16 protein-coding genes are annotated in these 15,736 nt (G+C 42.8%); 8 read left to right on the top strand and 8 right to left on the bottom strand.

The window, feature by feature from the left end:
* Positions 1-5 precede the first annotated feature (5 nt).
* Both SD449_RS13025 and SD449_RS13020 read left to right on the top strand, forming a co-directional pair.
* Positions 6-752: a succinate dehydrogenase/fumarate reductase iron-sulfur subunit gene (locus SD449_RS13025; RefSeq protein ID WP_318311169.1), complete on the top strand. Its 747-nt coding sequence runs from the start codon at positions 6-8 to the stop codon at positions 750-752.
* A gap of 70 nt (positions 753-822) precedes the next feature.
* Entirely contained in the window at positions 823-1,311 is a 489-nt protein-coding gene (locus SD449_RS13020; protein ID WP_318311167.1) for a very short patch repair endonuclease, read from the top strand.
* Here the strand turns inward: SD449_RS13020 and SD449_RS13015 are convergent.
* A complete protein-coding gene (locus tag SD449_RS13015) occupies positions 1,286-1,990 on the bottom strand; it encodes a helix-turn-helix domain-containing protein (RefSeq protein ID WP_318311165.1) in 705 nt (234 codons plus the stop codon). The two genes, SD449_RS13020 and SD449_RS13015, sit on opposite strands and share 26 nt — an antisense overlap.
* A 140-nt stretch (positions 1,991-2,130) precedes the next feature.
* Between SD449_RS13015 and SD449_RS13010 the strand changes: the two genes are divergently transcribed.
* Positions 2,131-2,451, top strand: coding sequence for a hypothetical protein (locus SD449_RS13010; RefSeq protein WP_318311163.1), 321 nt, complete (start codon positions 2,131-2,133; stop codon positions 2,449-2,451).
* Here SD449_RS13010 and SD449_RS13005 read toward each other — a convergent pair.
* The 7 genes from SD449_RS13005 to trhO form a co-directional block, all read right to left on the bottom strand.
* Positions 2,437-2,955 (bottom strand): GNAT family N-acetyltransferase, encoded by a 519-nt coding sequence (locus SD449_RS13005; protein ID WP_318311162.1) that lies wholly within the window; start codon positions 2,953-2,955, stop codon positions 2,437-2,439. The two genes, SD449_RS13010 and SD449_RS13005, sit on opposite strands and share 15 nt — an antisense overlap.
* A gap of 323 nt (positions 2,956-3,278) precedes the next feature.
* Positions 3,279-3,932, bottom strand: a complete 654-nt coding sequence (locus tag SD449_RS13000; protein WP_318311161.1) for a CoA transferase subunit B — start codon at positions 3,930-3,932, stop codon at positions 3,279-3,281.
* 2 nt (positions 3,933-3,934) lie between these two features.
* Positions 3,935-4,636, bottom strand: coding sequence for a CoA transferase subunit A (locus SD449_RS12995; protein ID WP_318311160.1), 702 nt, complete (start codon positions 4,634-4,636; stop codon positions 3,935-3,937).
* A gap of 101 nt (positions 4,637-4,737) precedes the next feature.
* Positions 4,738-7,062 carry a transglycosylase domain-containing protein gene (locus tag SD449_RS12990; protein WP_318311159.1) on the bottom strand — a complete coding sequence of 775 codons (2,325 nt, stop codon included), beginning with the start codon at positions 7,060-7,062 and terminating at the stop codon, positions 4,738-4,740.
* Entirely contained in the window at positions 7,062-7,553 is a 492-nt protein-coding gene (locus SD449_RS12985) for a gliding motility lipoprotein GldH (RefSeq protein ID WP_318311157.1), read from the bottom strand. Before SD449_RS12985 ends, SD449_RS12990 begins: the two co-directional genes overlap by 1 nt.
* Positions 7,543-8,703 (bottom strand): PSP1 domain-containing protein, encoded by a 1,161-nt coding sequence (locus SD449_RS12980; RefSeq protein ID WP_318311156.1) that lies wholly within the window; start codon positions 8,701-8,703, stop codon positions 7,543-7,545. Before SD449_RS12980 ends, SD449_RS12985 begins: the two co-directional genes overlap by 11 nt.
* Positions 8,704-8,805: 102 nt before the next feature.
* Positions 8,806-9,837 carry an oxygen-dependent tRNA uridine(34) hydroxylase TrhO gene (gene trhO / locus SD449_RS12975; RefSeq protein ID WP_318311155.1) on the bottom strand — a complete coding sequence of 344 codons (1,032 nt, stop codon included), beginning with the start codon at positions 9,835-9,837 and terminating at the stop codon, positions 8,806-8,808.
* A 264-nt stretch (positions 9,838-10,101) separates the two neighbouring features.
* On the opposite strand from trhO, the gene recA reads away from it, so the two are divergent.
* From recA to SD449_RS12950, 5 genes are all read left to right on the top strand, one after another.
* Entirely contained in the window at positions 10,102-11,109 is a 1,008-nt protein-coding gene (recA, locus tag SD449_RS12970) for a recombinase RecA (protein WP_318311154.1), read from the top strand.
* 100 nt (positions 11,110-11,209) lie between these two features.
* On the top strand, positions 11,210-11,650 hold the full coding sequence (locus SD449_RS12965; RefSeq protein WP_318311153.1) for a hypothetical protein: 441 nt from the start codon (positions 11,210-11,212) through the stop codon (positions 11,648-11,650).
* A 27-nt stretch (positions 11,651-11,677) separates the two neighbouring features.
* Positions 11,678-12,208 carry an RNA polymerase sigma factor gene (locus tag SD449_RS12960; RefSeq protein ID WP_318311152.1) on the top strand — a complete coding sequence of 177 codons (531 nt, stop codon included), beginning with the start codon at positions 11,678-11,680 and terminating at the stop codon, positions 12,206-12,208.
* A gap of 11 nt (positions 12,209-12,219) precedes the next feature.
* Positions 12,220-13,689, top strand: a complete 1,470-nt coding sequence (locus tag SD449_RS12955; RefSeq protein ID WP_318311150.1) for an outer membrane beta-barrel protein — start codon at positions 12,220-12,222, stop codon at positions 13,687-13,689.
* Positions 13,690-13,978: 289 nt separating this feature from the next.
* On the top strand, positions 13,979-15,724 hold the full coding sequence (locus SD449_RS12950; RefSeq protein ID WP_318311149.1) for a sensor histidine kinase: 1,746 nt from the start codon (positions 13,979-13,981) through the stop codon (positions 15,722-15,724).
* Positions 15,725-15,736 lie beyond the last annotated feature (12 nt).

Here is a 15,736-nt window from a genome sequence, read left to right as displayed (position 1 = left end):
AAGCTATGAAATTGTATCTAAAAATATGGCGTCAGAAAGACGCATCCTCACCTGGAAAGATAGTTGATTATACCTTGGACGGCGTCGAAGGTGACATGTCCTTCTTGGAGATGTTGGATATTTTAAATGAAGAATTGGTCTCCAAAGGAGAGGAGCCCGTTGAATTTGACCACGATTGCAGGGAAGGTATCTGCGGATCATGTTCCCTGCAGATCAATGGGGAACCCCACGGTCCGGATAGATTGGTAACCACCTGCCAGTTGCACATGAGAATGTTCAACGATGGGGACACCATTGTAATAGAACCTTTCCGTGCAAAAGCTTTTCCGGTAATCAAGGATTTGATCGTGGACCGAAGCTCTTTTGACCGTATTCAGCAAGCTGGGGGATATATCTCCGTAAACACGTCTGGTAATACCGTTGATGCCAATAGTATTCCAATCAATAAGCATGCTGCGGACGCAGCCATGGATGCCGCCACCTGTATTGGTTGTGGTGCCTGCGTGGCCGCTTGCAAGAACGCAAGCGCCATGTTGTTCACTTCGGCCAAGGTTTCACAATTTGCCTTGTTGCCACAAGGAAGAGTGGAAGCGGTGGAACGCGTTCAGAATATGGTGCGTCAAATGGACCTGGAAGGTTTTGGTAACTGTACCAACACCGGAGCTTGTGAAGTGGAATGCCCTAAAGGTATTTCATTGACCAACATTGCCCGTATGAACCGTGAGTACTTATCCGCTACCTTAAAGGGATAAACACCATAACACATCAATATACAAAACCCAAATTCCAATTAGGAGTTTGGGTTTTTTGTTATCTTACGGTATGCCCAAAGAATACCCAAAAGAACGTATTAAAGTCCCCAGGTTCAATGAGGAATCCGGTTTTTACACCACCCCCGAGCGTTCCAAGATCATGGGGAAGATCCGCGGCAAAAACACCAAACCGGAGCTTGCTTTCAGAAAAGCATTATGGCAAGCGGGATACCGTTACCGTATCGACTACAAAAAACTCATAGGAAAGCCGGATATCGCCCTTAAAAAGTACAAGACCGTCATTTTTATTGATGGGGAGTACTGGCATGGTCATAATTGGAAAGAGCGCAAGCGAAAAATAAAGACCAATCGCGAATTTTGGATCCCGAAAATTGAACGGAACATGCAACGGGACCAAGAAGTGAACCTGGCATTAAAAGAGAAAGGGTATACCGTGTTTCGCTTTTGGGAAACGGAGGTGAAGAAAAACTTGGATGAGTGCCTTGAAGAAGTGCTGACCCACCTGAACAAGGTCAAAGCTGCTTTTTCACAATCTTGAAAACCTGCAGTATCTCTTCCATGGGCAATTCGAAATCCTGAAACTCTGGCGAAGTATTCAGATTATGACACATGACCGCCTTGTTTTGTCTATTATAGCCTGTAAGCTGTTTACAGATTATCCTATCCCCGCAAACTATGATATATGGTAGGTTCCATGAGTTTTCATTGTTCCGGGTCAAGGATTCCTTCTTTACCTCCAGCCCCAGCACATAGGATTTGTTCGGAATGGCCCCTGCACTGGAATCATTCATGGAATCTCCTGAAATTTCAAAGATCTTATGCGGCTCTTCGGTTAAAAAATCAATCACAAAACCGCCTTGAAAGGGATTGGTGAAATTATTTTTCTTTAGGCTATCGATATACTTTTTGTGCAATTCCACCAAAACCAGCGGTGCCATCACCAAATATTTGCCATACTCCAACGGATAAAATACGCTCCCATGCTTGGTAAAGGGCTGCCTTTTGGTATAGGCCTCCCCCATATCGTTAACCTCATGCATGTACAGTTCCGCAATCGTAAGACCGAAAAACTCCGCAATCTTGGTTAAATTCTTGATGGGAATGTTGGCATCCTTACGCTCGTAGAGCTGTATGGTACGAAGACTTACCCCAATTTCCTTACCCAATTTTGATTGGCTAATGTTATTTTTTCTTCTTAATTGCTTTATTATATACATTTATTTCTATATTGTGCAATATTGTTACGCAATATTATTTACACGCAGCAATTCATTTAGTTTTCTGTAATTGGGTTACAGGCCAAATATAGAAAATAGGATTCGACCCCAACGTATAATTATTTAAACAGGGATTATATATGGGTTCTATTAAAGGCCTTGGGCCACTACTAAAAATTGAATTGATCTTTAAAGAAGAGGACTATGGCAAACCGATCAGTGAGCGATTATCGGAGGTACTCCGGAGAAACACCACTAAAAATGATTTTGCCAATATTTCCATACAGAGCAATGTGAGTTTTTCAACGATCAGGGACGTTGTCTATCGCACGAACAGCTTGACCAAACTGAACGCGAAGGCCATTTCGTTATTGATTCATGCCGCTTTCGAGAATTCCTTTGCGTACAAGCTCCAAGCGGAGGGCGATATTCTTTTTCTTGGAGAACTATTGAACATTTAAGCGAAGTAGCCAATCGGTCTGTTTATCCGTTCCAATATAGTATGGATGTTCGCCGAACTTTGAAAAACCATGGTGTAGGTAAAAGGCAATGGCCTTTGGGTTGTGCTCCCAAACGCCCAACCAAATATAATCTTTGCCCAAAGTCTTTGCTTTCCGTATAATTTCCTTCAGCATCCATGAGCCCACTTTTTTACCTTGATGCGATTCAAGGACATAAATTCGTTCCAGCTCTAGGGCGTTGGGATCGTGCACATCGGTCTGTGCGGATGCTATATTTAGTTTGAAATAGCCTAGCAATTCACCTTCATCAAAAACAAAATAAAAGTAGCAGTGTTCATTCGAGAGTTCTTTTTTGAGCGTGTCGGGATGGAAAGCTTGGCCAATATAGGCCTGAAAATCCTCCGGGTCATTATCCTTTTCAAAAGCCGCGGCAAATGTTTCTTTTGACACTTGTGCCAAAGTATCCAGGTCAGAACTGTCACATTCACGGCAGAAGAGTTGCATGATATGGTGTTTTGACCAAATCTATCGCAAAAAAAAGAGCCTTACAAAATGTAGGCTCCAATTTTTTCAGGGGGAATACGTACTGATCTACAGCATAAAGAGCTTTTTGATCAAAAGCATAAAACCTGTGAAAAAGTCATTTCTGTAAACTTGAACATTTTCGTCCATCGTGGTGTTTGATTTGAGTGCCATGGTCGTTTGGTTTTGTGGTATTAATTTGGGTCAAAAATTCGATATAACCAAATATATAATCGATGAATGGTAATTTAAAACTTATGTTGTGTAATGAGTTTTTTTTGTTGTAAAAAAACCACGAATAATTATCAAATCTTCATTTCAGGAATTTCCCCATCCACAATTAACTGGCCCTCTGTAGCCTTAATGATTTCCTCCACGGAAACCCCAGGTGCCCTTTCCAATAGCTTGAAGCCATCAGAAGTTACCTCCAACACGGCCAGATTGGTCACGATGGTGGTGACACAGCCCACACCCGTGAGTGGCAAGGTACATCGCTTGAGCAATTTGGATTTTCCTTCCCTATTGGTGTGCATCATCGCAACGATGATATTTTCGGCGGAGGCCACAAGGTCCATGGCGCCGCCCATTCCCTTCACCATTTTGCCGGGAATCTTCCAATTGGCTATATCCCCATTTTCAGCCACCTCCATGGCGCCCAAAATAGTCAGGTCCACATGTTTGCCGCGAATCATCCCAAAGCTCATCGCAGAGTCAAAAAAAGATGCTCCCGGCAGCGTTGTGATGGTTTGCTTCCCTGCATTGATAATGTCGGCATCCTCTTCACCTTCAAACGGGAAAGGCCCCATACCGAGCACACCGTTCTCACTTTGAAATTCCACACTGATATCGTCCCTCACAAAATTGGCCACCAAAGTAGGTATTCCTATTCCCAGATTAACGTAATATCCGTCCTTGACCTCTTTTGCTATGCGTTTTGCTATTCCGTTTTTATCCAACATATCTATGCTTTCTGTCTAACTGTTCGTTGTTCAATTCTTTTCTCATACTTCCGGCCTTGGAAAATTCGCTGTACAAATATTCCGGGAACATGAATCTGATTGGGGTCCAAACTACCTGCCGGAAGTAGTTCTTCTACCTCGGCCACGGTAATTGTAGCCGCACCACACATGCACGGATTGAAATTACGCGCAGTCCCTTTAAAGATGAGATTGCCTGCCTCGTCTCCCTTCCAAGCCTTAACAAAAGCAAAATCAGCTTTAAAAGCGGGCTCCAAAACATACATTTTACCATCGAACTCACGGGTTTCCTTGCCCTCGGCCACTTCGGTTCCGTAGCCGGCAGGGGTGTAGAATGCAGGAAATCCGGCTTGGGCCGCCCTACACTTCTCCGCCAGTGTTCCCTGTGGCGTAAGCTCTACTTCCAGTTCTCCGCTCAGCATTTGGCGCTCGAATTCATCGTTTTCCCCTACGTAAGAGGAAATCATTTTTTTGATCTGGCGCTTTTGAAGAAGCAGTCCCAGGCCAAAATCATCGACCCCGGCATTGTTGGATATACAGGTAATGTCCTTGATGCCCAACCTGACCAGTTCGTTAATGGCATTCTCCGGTATTCCGCACAGGCCAAATCCTCCCAGCATAAAGGTCATGCCATGTTCCACTCCCTTGAGGGCATCACTTACATTGGCCACTGTTTTATTGATCATATGATTCGTATTTATGATTGCTTGAAAATACGATTTAAATAAAAAAGCCCCAAGCAAATTAAGATATGCTTGGGGCTTTATTTTATTGTAAACAGATCGGACTAGAAGTCCAAATCATCCAAATCGTCGTCGGTATCGATTTTATCCTCCTCTTTTTGTTGGGAACAATCCAAATTAATGGACATCTCTTCCGGAGCCTCGAATGCTTCCTTGGAAACACCGATTTCTTCGTTGGCATAGTTCTTTTTCATATACAGACCCCAAATAGGAAGAGCCATAGCTGCTCCCTGACCATAGGTCAGATTATCAAAATGTATAGAGCGGTCATCACCCCCTACCCATACACCGGTCACCAAGTTGGGGACCATACCCATAAACCAGCCATCACTTTGGTTCTGGGTAGTTCCTGTTTTACCCGCAATAGGGTTGGTAAGTTCGTAGGGGTAGCCTGTAATTACTTTTTTATAGAAGGAATTGTTCTTATTATAATCGTTCCTTAATCTTGCTCCAGAACCTGATAAAGTAACTCCTTCCAAAAGATTGATCATGGCATAGGCCACTTCTTTGCTAAGTACATCTTTGGTTTCCGGAGTGTATTCGTACAACACGCTTCCATTTTTGTCCTCGATACGGGTAACCATTATAGGTTTTACGTATACGCCTTGATTGGCATAAGTGCCAAAAGCGCCAACCATATCATACACACTTACATCTGCTACACCCAATGCAATGGATGGAACAGCTGGGATTTCTTTGGAAATTCCCATGTTTTTGGCCAATGAAACTACTGCCCCAGGCCCTACTCTATCAATAAGTTGTGCAGTGATGGTGTTTACAGAGTTGGCCAAGGCATTCTTTAAGGTCATGTTCTCCCCGGAATATTTTCCATCGGAGTTCTTAGGTGTCCAGGCCTCCATATTTCCGTGTTTCCCGGGCTCAATGCTATATTGGTTATCCGGAAGGGTATAACAGGGGGAGTACCTTAATTGATCAATGGCGGCTGCATATACAAACGGCTTGAACAAGGAACCTGCCTGCCTTGCACCTTGGATTACATTGTCATATTGAAAATGCTTGTAATCAATTCCTCCCACCCAAGCTTTTACATGGCCTGTTTGTGGCTCCATGGACATCATAGCGGTACGCAGGAAGGTTTTATAGTATCTGATGGAATCGATTGGAGTCATAATGGTATCTTTCTCGTAGGAATCGCTGTTCCAATCAAACACCGTCATTTCTGCTTTTTTATGGAAAGTTGCTTCGATATCTTTCTCGGAAAGTCCTTCTCGCTTTAGGCTCCTCCATCTAGGCGAACTCTTCATTGCTCTTTTTATGATGGTATCGATAGCTCCTTTGCTCAAACCCAAGAAAGGTGCTGTTGGGTTTTTGTTGGGGGTATTCTGGCTAAAAAATGCATCTTGAAGATTCTTCATATGCTCTTGCACAGCTTCTTCAGCGTTTTGTTGCATTCTGGAATCTATGGTGGTATATACCTTTAATCCATCCAAATAGATATTCCAATTTTCACCATCCGGTTTAGGGTTTTCCTTTACCCAATTGTTCAACCAACGTTGCATGTACATCCTAAAATAGGTAGCAAGACCTTCACGGTGCGATTCTGGATTAAAATTGATCTTCATCTCCAGGCTCTGGAGCGAATCTTTTTCCTTTTGGGTGATGTAGCCATATTTGGCCATTTGTCCCAGAACGGTATTGCGGCGGTTAAAAACAAGTTCTTCCCGCCTCATGGGATTGTAGAGCGATGAGTTTTTGAGCATGCCCACCAAAACCGCAGATTCCTGGATTCTGAGGTCCGCTGGTTCTTTTCCAAAATAAATCCGAGCCGCAGAACGTATACCATCCGCATTGTAACCAAAATCATAAATGTTAAGGTACATGGCTATGATTTCCTGTTTGGTGTAGTTGCGCTCCAAACGGGTGGCTATTACCCATTCTTTTATTTTTTGGGTAACGGCCTCAAAAACGTTCCTAGATCTTACCCCTACAAAAAGTTGTCTTGCCAATTGCTGGGAAATCGTACTTGCCCCACCTTTGCTGCCCAAATAGGCCAAAGCCCTTGCAAACCCCCTGGCATCTATCCCGGAATGTTCGTAGTAGCGGGCATCTTCGGTCGCCACAAGGGCGTCCACCACATTTTGGGGCAACGTTTCATAATCGACCCAAGTTCTGTTGTCATCCAAATAGAGTTTCCCCAAAGTTTCCCCATCGGATGAGATAAATTCGGTTGCCAAATTGGTTTCCGGATTTTCCAATCGTTCAAACGTGGGCATTTCTCCAAAAGCTCCCCAAGAAGCCAAAAGAAAGATAAGGACCACAGTGAGTACCCCGGCTCCAAATAAAATCCAAAACCATTTTATAAAGGGAAGAAAATTTTGCTGCTGCTTTTTTTGACGAGTCTTTGCCATTATAATTTGGGTGCTTTTTCTATTTCCAAACCAACATCCGTTACTCCTTCTAAAATATGAAGGCCTTCCACATCGCCATTTTTTCGCATAGCGTGTGATATTTTCACATTATATACGCCAGAATTCGGAAAATCGATGTTTTCCTTGAACCAAAGTTTGTTTTCCTTGGTACTTCCAAAGCCTTTGCCCAGCCATTCACCACTGGGCTCGGCCATTCTGTATTCCAATGTATCCTTAACGGTGTTGCCGCTAGGATATTCTAATTCGGTAATCAAAAATAAGTTGCTGAAAGGAAAGGTCTCATCATTTCTTATATTGATGAACATGTTGTAGGTCTGTGTGGAATCCAATTCGGAAAATTGAAAGTCCACGGCTTCATCCATCTGCCAATTTCCTTCTTTTATCGGTTTGTATTCTGAATAGACCAATAGATCATTACAAGATGACAGTACAAGGACGGCCACCAAAAGAAGCAACAGATTATTTCGCATTGGAGGACGCTTTAGATTTTGGTTTTCTTCGCTTTTTCTTCCTTCTTTTATTCTTGCTAGGCCTGTCAAACCTGGTAAGACTGTCCTGCCCGACCACATTTTCGAAAGTCGCTTTTTCCTCGAGCAAATTATCCGCGGCGTACTCCTCCAAACTTGCTACTTTCTCGTTCTTTTTGTTCAGTTCCAATATTTCCAAAACCTGGTCCTTGGTCAAGGTGTGCCATGTTGCCGGTTCGTCCTTGTAGGAGAACCATAGCGTTTCTTTGAAGATATCGGCCTTTTGGCAGAATGCGATTCCTTTATTGGTCTTTAGCTTACAATCGGAGGGCGGGAAGTCCTTGAGTGCCTCGAGGTACATGTCCAGCTCATAGTTGAGACAGCATTTGAGCTTTCCACATTGACCTGCCAATTTTTGGGGGTTCAGTGCTAACTGCTGGTACCTTGCTGATGCAGTGCTCACTGATCTAAAATCCGTCAACCAGGTGGAGCAACAAAGTTCTCGCCCGCAGGAACCGATGCCCCCCAAGCGCTGTGCTTCTTGCCTGTACCCTATTTGTCGCATTTCTATCCGGATGCCGAATGCCTTGGCCATATCCTTGATGAGCTGCCTAAAATCTACCCGATCCTCGGCCGTGTAGTAAAATGTGGCCTTGGAACCGTCTCCCTGAAACTCAACATCGCTGAGTTTCATCTCGAGTTTTAAAGAAATGGCAATCTCCCTGGAACGCTTTTTTATTTCCTCTTCCCTATCCCTACATTTTTGCCAAATATCGATGTCCCTCTGGGACGCTTTTCGATAAACTTTTGGGATTGTTTTATCATCAGGGGAAACTTTTTTGCGCTTCATCTGAATACGCACCAATTCCCCGGTCAGGGTAACCACGCCCACATCATGACCTGATTTGGCCTGGGTGGCCACCACATCGCCAATGGACAAGGTAAGATTCTCCGTATTCCTGAAAAATTCCTTCCTACTATTTTTGAAACGTACCTCAACGCAATCAAAGGGTTTTTGACCGTTGGGCAACGACATATTGGAAAGCCAGTCAAAGACTGTAAGCTTGTTACAACCATCAGTGCCGCAAGTTCCATTGTTCTTGCAACCACGCGGTTGTCCATCCTTGCCGGTTGAACAACTGCTACACGCCATATTTAATATCTTGATTTAAGGAAATTTAAAGCACTTCCTTAAAAAGGGTTCATAAAAATTACTAATTGTAAATATAACACAATTTGTGGCAGCAGTGAAATACTAGTTCTTGTATTTCAGAACGGGGGAACGTCCTTTCTTGAATATTTTGTTGCTGGCCCCTTTTCCTTTGCGCAAACGCTTTTGCTCCTCATAGGGCAATGCATGGATTTCCTTGCATTCCACGGAGCAACAATTGTCCATGGCCTCGGCACATTCCTCGCATTGGATAAAGAGTAGGTGGCAAGCTTCGTTGGCACAGTTTACGTGGGTATCGCACGGCTTGCCACATTGATGGCAATGGGCAATGACCTCATCCGAAATGCGCTCGCCCCGTCTGTGGTCAAAAACAAAGTTTTTGCCCAAAAACTTGTTCTCCAGCTGCTTCTCCCTTACTTGGCGCGTGTACTCGATGATACCACCTTCCAATTGATACACATTTTTAAAGCCTTTGTGCTTGTAATAGGCACTGGCCTTTTCGCATCGGATTCCACCGGTGCAGTACATCACCAGCTTTTTGTCCTCCTTGTGCTCTGCCAAATCTTTCTCTATAATATCCAAGGAGTCACGGAAAGTATCCACGTCGGGCGTAATGGCATTTTTAAAATGTCCTATTTCGCTCTCGTAATGGTTTCGCATGTCCACCAAAACAGTGTTCGGGTCTTCAATGAGCTCGTTGAACTGCTCCGCGCCCACGTGAATCCCTTTGTTGGTCACATCAAAAGTATCATCGTTAAGGCCGTCGGCCACGATTTTGTGACGGACCTTTACTTTTAATTTCAAAAATGACTTGTTGTCCTGTTCTATGGCGATGTTCAACCTCACATTTTCCAAAAATGAAATGCTGTCCAGATGTTCCTTGAACACATTAAAATTATCCGCAGGAACGGAAAGTTGTGCATTTATACCTTCGTGGGCCACATAAATTCGACCAAGAACCTCCATATCGTTCCAAGCCAAAAAAAGATGGTTCCTAAAAATCTGGGGGTTGCCTATTCGTGCATATTTATAGAAAGAGATGGTAAGCCGTTCTTTCCCGGCTTCCTCGATAAGGGCTTCCCTTTCTTTTGCACTTAATGTATTGTACAGTTGCATGCTATACCTTATTAAGTTAAAGAATGGTTCTAAAATTTCTGCAAAGATAAAAATTAAAGGGAGAGTAAATTAAAAGGGCCGCGAAGGCCCCCTTAATCCATTTTTTTTCATAGCTGAATTTTCTTCCTCATAGCAATTCCGAGCCCTAAACAGCTCTATGGAGATGAGTTAGTGCCCTTAAGATGTATTGTTATTAAAAAGGTTGCGTGCCCTTTTTTTCATGTGGAAAGAAATGGTATTTTAGCCTTCCTAACAATTTTTACCATGAGCAAAGAGAAAGAAGCAAAATTAAAGGCACTAAAACTTACGTTGGACAAGTTGGACAAAACCTACGGTAAAGGTGCTGTCATGAAAATGGGCGATAGCGTTGTTGAAGATGTCGAAGTGATTCCTTCTGGCTCTCTGGGATTGGATATTGCACTTGGTGTAGGCGGATATCCGAGAGGAAGGGTAATCGAGATTTACGGTCCGGAATCTTCCGGTAAAACCACTTTGACCCTACATGCCATTGCGGAAGCTCAAAAAGCGGGAGGCATTGCTGCCTTTATTGATGCGGAACACGCCTTTGACCGGTTTTATGCCAAAAAATTGGGGGTCGATATTGATAACTTGATCATTTCCCAGCCCGATCATGGAGAGCAGGCATTGGAAATTACAGAAAACTTGATTCGCTCCGGCGCCATTGATATTGTAATCGTGGATTCCGTTGCCGCGCTTACCCCTAAAAGTGAGATAGAAGGCGAAATGGGCGATTCCAAAATGGGCCTCCATGCCCGTTTGATGTCGCAAGCTTTGCGAAAACTGACCTCTACCATCAGCAAAACAAAATGTACCGTGATCTTTATCAACCAATTGAGGGAAAAAATCGGGGTCATGTTCGGAAATCCCGAGACAACCACCGGTGGTAATGCCCTAAAGTTCTATGCCTCGGTTAGGTTGGACATTAGGCGCTCTACCCAGATCAAGAGCACTGATGGCGATGTACAGGGGAACAAGACCCGCGTAAAAGTGGTAAAAAACAAGGTTGCCCCTCCATTCAAAACTGCAGAGTTCGACATTATGTACGGCGAGGGGATTTCCAAAATCGGGGAAATACTCGATTTGGGGGTTGCCTATGAAATCATCAAGAAAAGTGGTTCCTGGTTCAGTTATGGCGATACCAAACTAGGCCAAGGAAGGGATGCCGTTAAAGCACTTTTGATGGACAATCCCGAACTTTCGGATGAATTGGAAGCAAAAATAAAAGAAGCCATATCGGCCGTTAGCGAATAATACCTTTTATCGTTTTTTCCGGGAGATTAACCTTTGCTTATGAAAATCCTACGCAACCCTTGTTTATACTGCACATCTAGGGAATAAAAAGGATTTTATTATGAAAAAAATGCTAATGCCCCTTATTTTGATAGTGGCATGTTCGTGGTTGGTTTCCTGTGATATCGATGACGATACCCAAAATTTTTACTTTACTGCCCTGGCTACTGTTGAGGCAGATATGCCCGAATCTTTTGAGTTCGGTAAAACCTACGACATTGAAGTAACCTACCAAAGACCCAACGGCTGTACCTTTTTTGAAGGTTTTGACGTTTCACAGACAGCAGAGACTGGCCGCGATGTGGTAGTAATCGGGTCTGTGCTATCCGATGAAAATACAGGATGCACACAAGCGGTGGAAGAAGTGGTGGCAACCTTAAAGTTCAATGTTATCTATAACAAGGACTATGTTTTCCGGTTTTACGCAGGCGATGATGCTGATGGAAATGCAACTTATTTAGAATACACGGTTCCTTTAGTGGAATCGGAACCCACAAATTAATATCAACAATCCAGAATTGACCAACATTTGGATCTTGAAGAACTGATACAGAATTGCAAAAAGGGGAACCGACAGGCCCAAGCCGAGCTATACCGGAGATATTCCGGTATTCTTTTCGGTATGTGTCTTAAATATTCCCGGAATAAAACGGAGGCGGAAGACAATCTGCACGATAGTTTTATGACCATATTCGACAAAATTGATCAGTTCGGTTTTAAAGGATCTTTTGAAGGATGGATCAAACGGATAACCGTTAACACCGTGCTACAGAAGTACCGAAAGGACCAATATCTGAATGTTGTTTCAGAAAACACCGAGGACGAAGTAGAGGTGGATACAGAAGACACCGATATAAGTCTATCCACCCTATTGGGGTACATTCAAGAGCTTCCGCACAAATACAGGATGACATTCAACCTCTATGTGTTGGACGGCTACAGCCATAAAGAAATAAGTGAGATGTTGGGGACATCCACAGGAACCTCAAAATCAAATTTGGCAAGGGCAAAAGCCATTTTGAGGGATAAAATAGAGAAAACAAAAATAAACATTGCTTAAATAGACTGACAATGGGGAAAAAGAATTTAGAGCAATTGTTCAAGGAACGTTTTCAGGACTTTCAAGAGGTCCCGGACGAAAAAGTCTGGAGCGCCATTGAAGTATCTTTGGACAAACGAAAACAAAAGAAGCGGGCCATTCCAATATGGTGGGGCCTTGGGGGTGCCGCCGCGGCCCTGGCCATCCTGTTATTGACCATCAATCCGTTTGCTGATGAAACCTTAGAAGATCAAATCATCACCAATAGAGAAAACACCGTTACGCCCGAGCAACACGAGAATTTGAAAAACAATTCGGAAGATTCCGAAAATTCGTTGGACAATGTAAAGAAAGATGCGCTTGTAAATACCACTGACAACAGCGAACAGTTGGATAAAAAGAAGAACAACAGCACTTCCAATAGTCCTTTCAACAATGATGATAACGGTGACCAAGTTTCAGAAAACACAGCATCCAACGTTGCCAGTACTCGATTTTCCCAGCAGAAGCAAGATGCGCCCGACAACCTTGGGGTGATTGACAAGAACGCTGCCGAAGCGGAAAGGGACAACATAACCAAGGAAGCCATTGCCATGAATCGTGATGGGCAAAAACCGTCGGAAAAAATTATTGAGAAAGCTAAGGGCAATGAAGCAGCAATCGCCCAAAATGAATCCAATGAATCCGTAAAAGCGGATGAAGGCAAAAAATCCATATACGACGCCATTCAAGAACAGGAAGACCTTGAAAAAGATGTGGCGGAAAATAAGGGAGGAAAGTGGTCCGCAGGACCATCATTGGCCCCGGTATATTTTAATGCCGCAGGAGATGGCTCGCCCGTAGGCCCTGATTTTTCGTCCAATTCAAAATCCGGGAAACTCAATTTAAGTTATGGAGTTACCGTAGCATACGAGGTCGGAGAAAAACTGAAGATACGCTCTGGGGTCCATCGGGTAAATTATGGCTACAGCACCAACGATGTGTTGTTTTCATCTACCCTAAATGCCGCTGCAGCCAGTAAGATAGCCAATATAGATTACAACGAAAAAGCAGCCTCCGTTATAGTCCAGAGCCGGGAAAGCTCCAAAAACACATTTGCGGTCAATTCCAAGGAAATCGCTTTGACGGAAGCTCCCGTCCTTGATGGAAAAATGATCCAACAACTCGGTTACATTGAGGTTCCTTTGGAAATAAACTATGCCATTCTGGATAAAAAATTCGGGGTGGACCTGATCGGTGGGGTGAGTTCGCTCTTTTTGGTGGACAACTCCGTATTGTTGGAATCCGAGCAACTGGTCACCGAAATGGGGGAGGCCAATAATATCAATTCGATGAACTTTAGTGCAAATCTGGGTATGGGCCTTAATTACAGGTTCAACCCAAAGATAAGATTCAATATTGAACCTGTTTTTAAATATCAACTGAATACGTTTTCCAATGTTTCCGGCAATTTTCAGCCCTACTCCATAGGGGTTTACAGTGGATTTAGCTTTAGGTTCTAGTTTTAAAGAAGTTGGTTAGGAAGATTGCTCCTTTATGCAATCAATGGAACGCCCTACATTTTTCTAGGGCGTTTTTTATTTCCCCCAAGACCATCGATCATTTCTTAATTTTATGTAATTTCAATTCTATCCATAAATAAAGAAAATGTCGGTTTTCCCCCAAAAACTCCTACTTGCCATTTGCGCTACTTTTCTGTTTGTGAATGACCTAACGAGTCATAATCGAGTTTCGAACGCCTCTTCTGCACACTCAATTGCCTTCAGGGTATTACCGACCCAAGATTCTCAAATGGGTTTTGAAGAAGCCTATCTTAATCTGGACAAATTCCTTCCCAAGGATCAAGTCAAAGCCAGCACCCATCCCAAAGACACGTATTGGATCTTGTTGGATTTTCAAAATGAGACGCAATATTTTACAAAAAACGATACCTATTTTTTAAGATTAAACTGTTTTGATTACGGCCACGTTTATTATAAAAAAAACGGTGCCATACTAGAAAAGCCTATCGGTCAGTTTGATGACAACACATTAAGCGAGAGGACAAGTTCATCCATATATCATTGTGAAATTTCCCTTCCAAGAAATTCACTGATAGACCAACGCTACTTGCTTTTGAAGGTAAAGCGGATAAAATTTTTTGAATCGTTGGAAAACTGGACGTTCAGCATTCAAGAAAGCTCCAATCAGGATTCCTATACATGGGACGATATCAAATCATCCATCCCGATATATATCTATTTGGGGATAGGTTTTATCATGAGCATTGCCATGCTCATGTTCTTTATTTATTTTGGTAAGATGGAGTTCATCCTTTATTCGTTCTTTGTGCTCTCCATAATGGTGTACCTACTGCAAGGCGAACTGATATTACTACAAAAACTTCAGTTGACGCATTCATATTTGATCAGCGGTCTTCTGGATCTGAACACTATCCTCTTGGGAATACTTTACCTTTTGTTTGTCCTTTTTTATCTCAATATAAAAACGGAATACCCCAGAGCCTATGTGTTTATCAAGACAGGCATATACATTCATCTGTTTTTGTTCATCACGGATATCTTTTTTATTGCTTTTAAATATAATTTGGGCCAAATCTACCTAATGCAAGCGTTAAGGATCATTTCCTTTCTTATTACCATATCCTTTTTGATCTATCTGTTCATTTACAACAAGAACAAGATCAGTACAATTTTTCTGTTTGGTGGAAGTAGTTATATGTTGAGCATTTTTATCTATTACTACATGAATATAGGATCCACATCCGATCCAATGCTCTATGGCAACTCTTTTGTGCTTATTATCGGCTCAACCCTTGAAGTTATTTTCTTTGCATATGGCCTTACTTACAAAGCCTTTAACGAATACCTCCAAGGATTGTACTTTAGGCAGGAAGCTATTGAAAACAAAAACAAGGCGCTCCGCGCTCAGATAAATCCCCATTTCATCTTTAATGCGCTTGGATCTATTCAACACCTTATTCTCCAAAAAAAGAACGATAGTGCACTCAATTACCTAACCAAATTTAGCCGAATGACCCGAAATGCCCTGGAAGCATCCGTAGAGGGAACCGGTACATTGGAGGAAGAAATAGAGATGTTGAAAGATTATCTGGAACTTGAATCGCTCCGCTTCGATAAAATCTTTTCCTATGAACTAAATGTAGAAGGTGGACTCTCCACATCTGAAATAGAAATTCCTTTTATGATTTCACAGCCCTTTGTTGAAAATGCGATCATACATGGTCTTTTACCCAAAAAATCGGGCAAAAAAGAACTTTCCATTACTTTTAAGGAAGAAACTGGTATCTTAAAGATCATCATTGAAGATACCGGGGTAGGGAGAAACTCGAACAATAAGTCAACGGGAGTATATCCTACCAACAAAAAATCCAGGGGATTGGATGTTACCACAACCAGATTGGAATCATGGCATTTTGGATCGGGAAAAGTTGAAATAATCGACAAAATGGATGCCCAAAATCGACCAATGGGTACCAAGGTCGAAATCAACATTCCAATGGCGCCAAACGAATAATGTTGTACGCAT

Source organism: Flagellimonas crocea, from assembly GCF_033441595.1.
Taxonomy (GTDB): domain Bacteria; phylum Bacteroidota; class Bacteroidia; order Flavobacteriales; family Flavobacteriaceae; genus Flagellimonas; species Flagellimonas crocea.
Note: the sequence above shows the minus strand (reverse complement) of the source record. Positions and strands in the feature narration are given on the sequence as shown.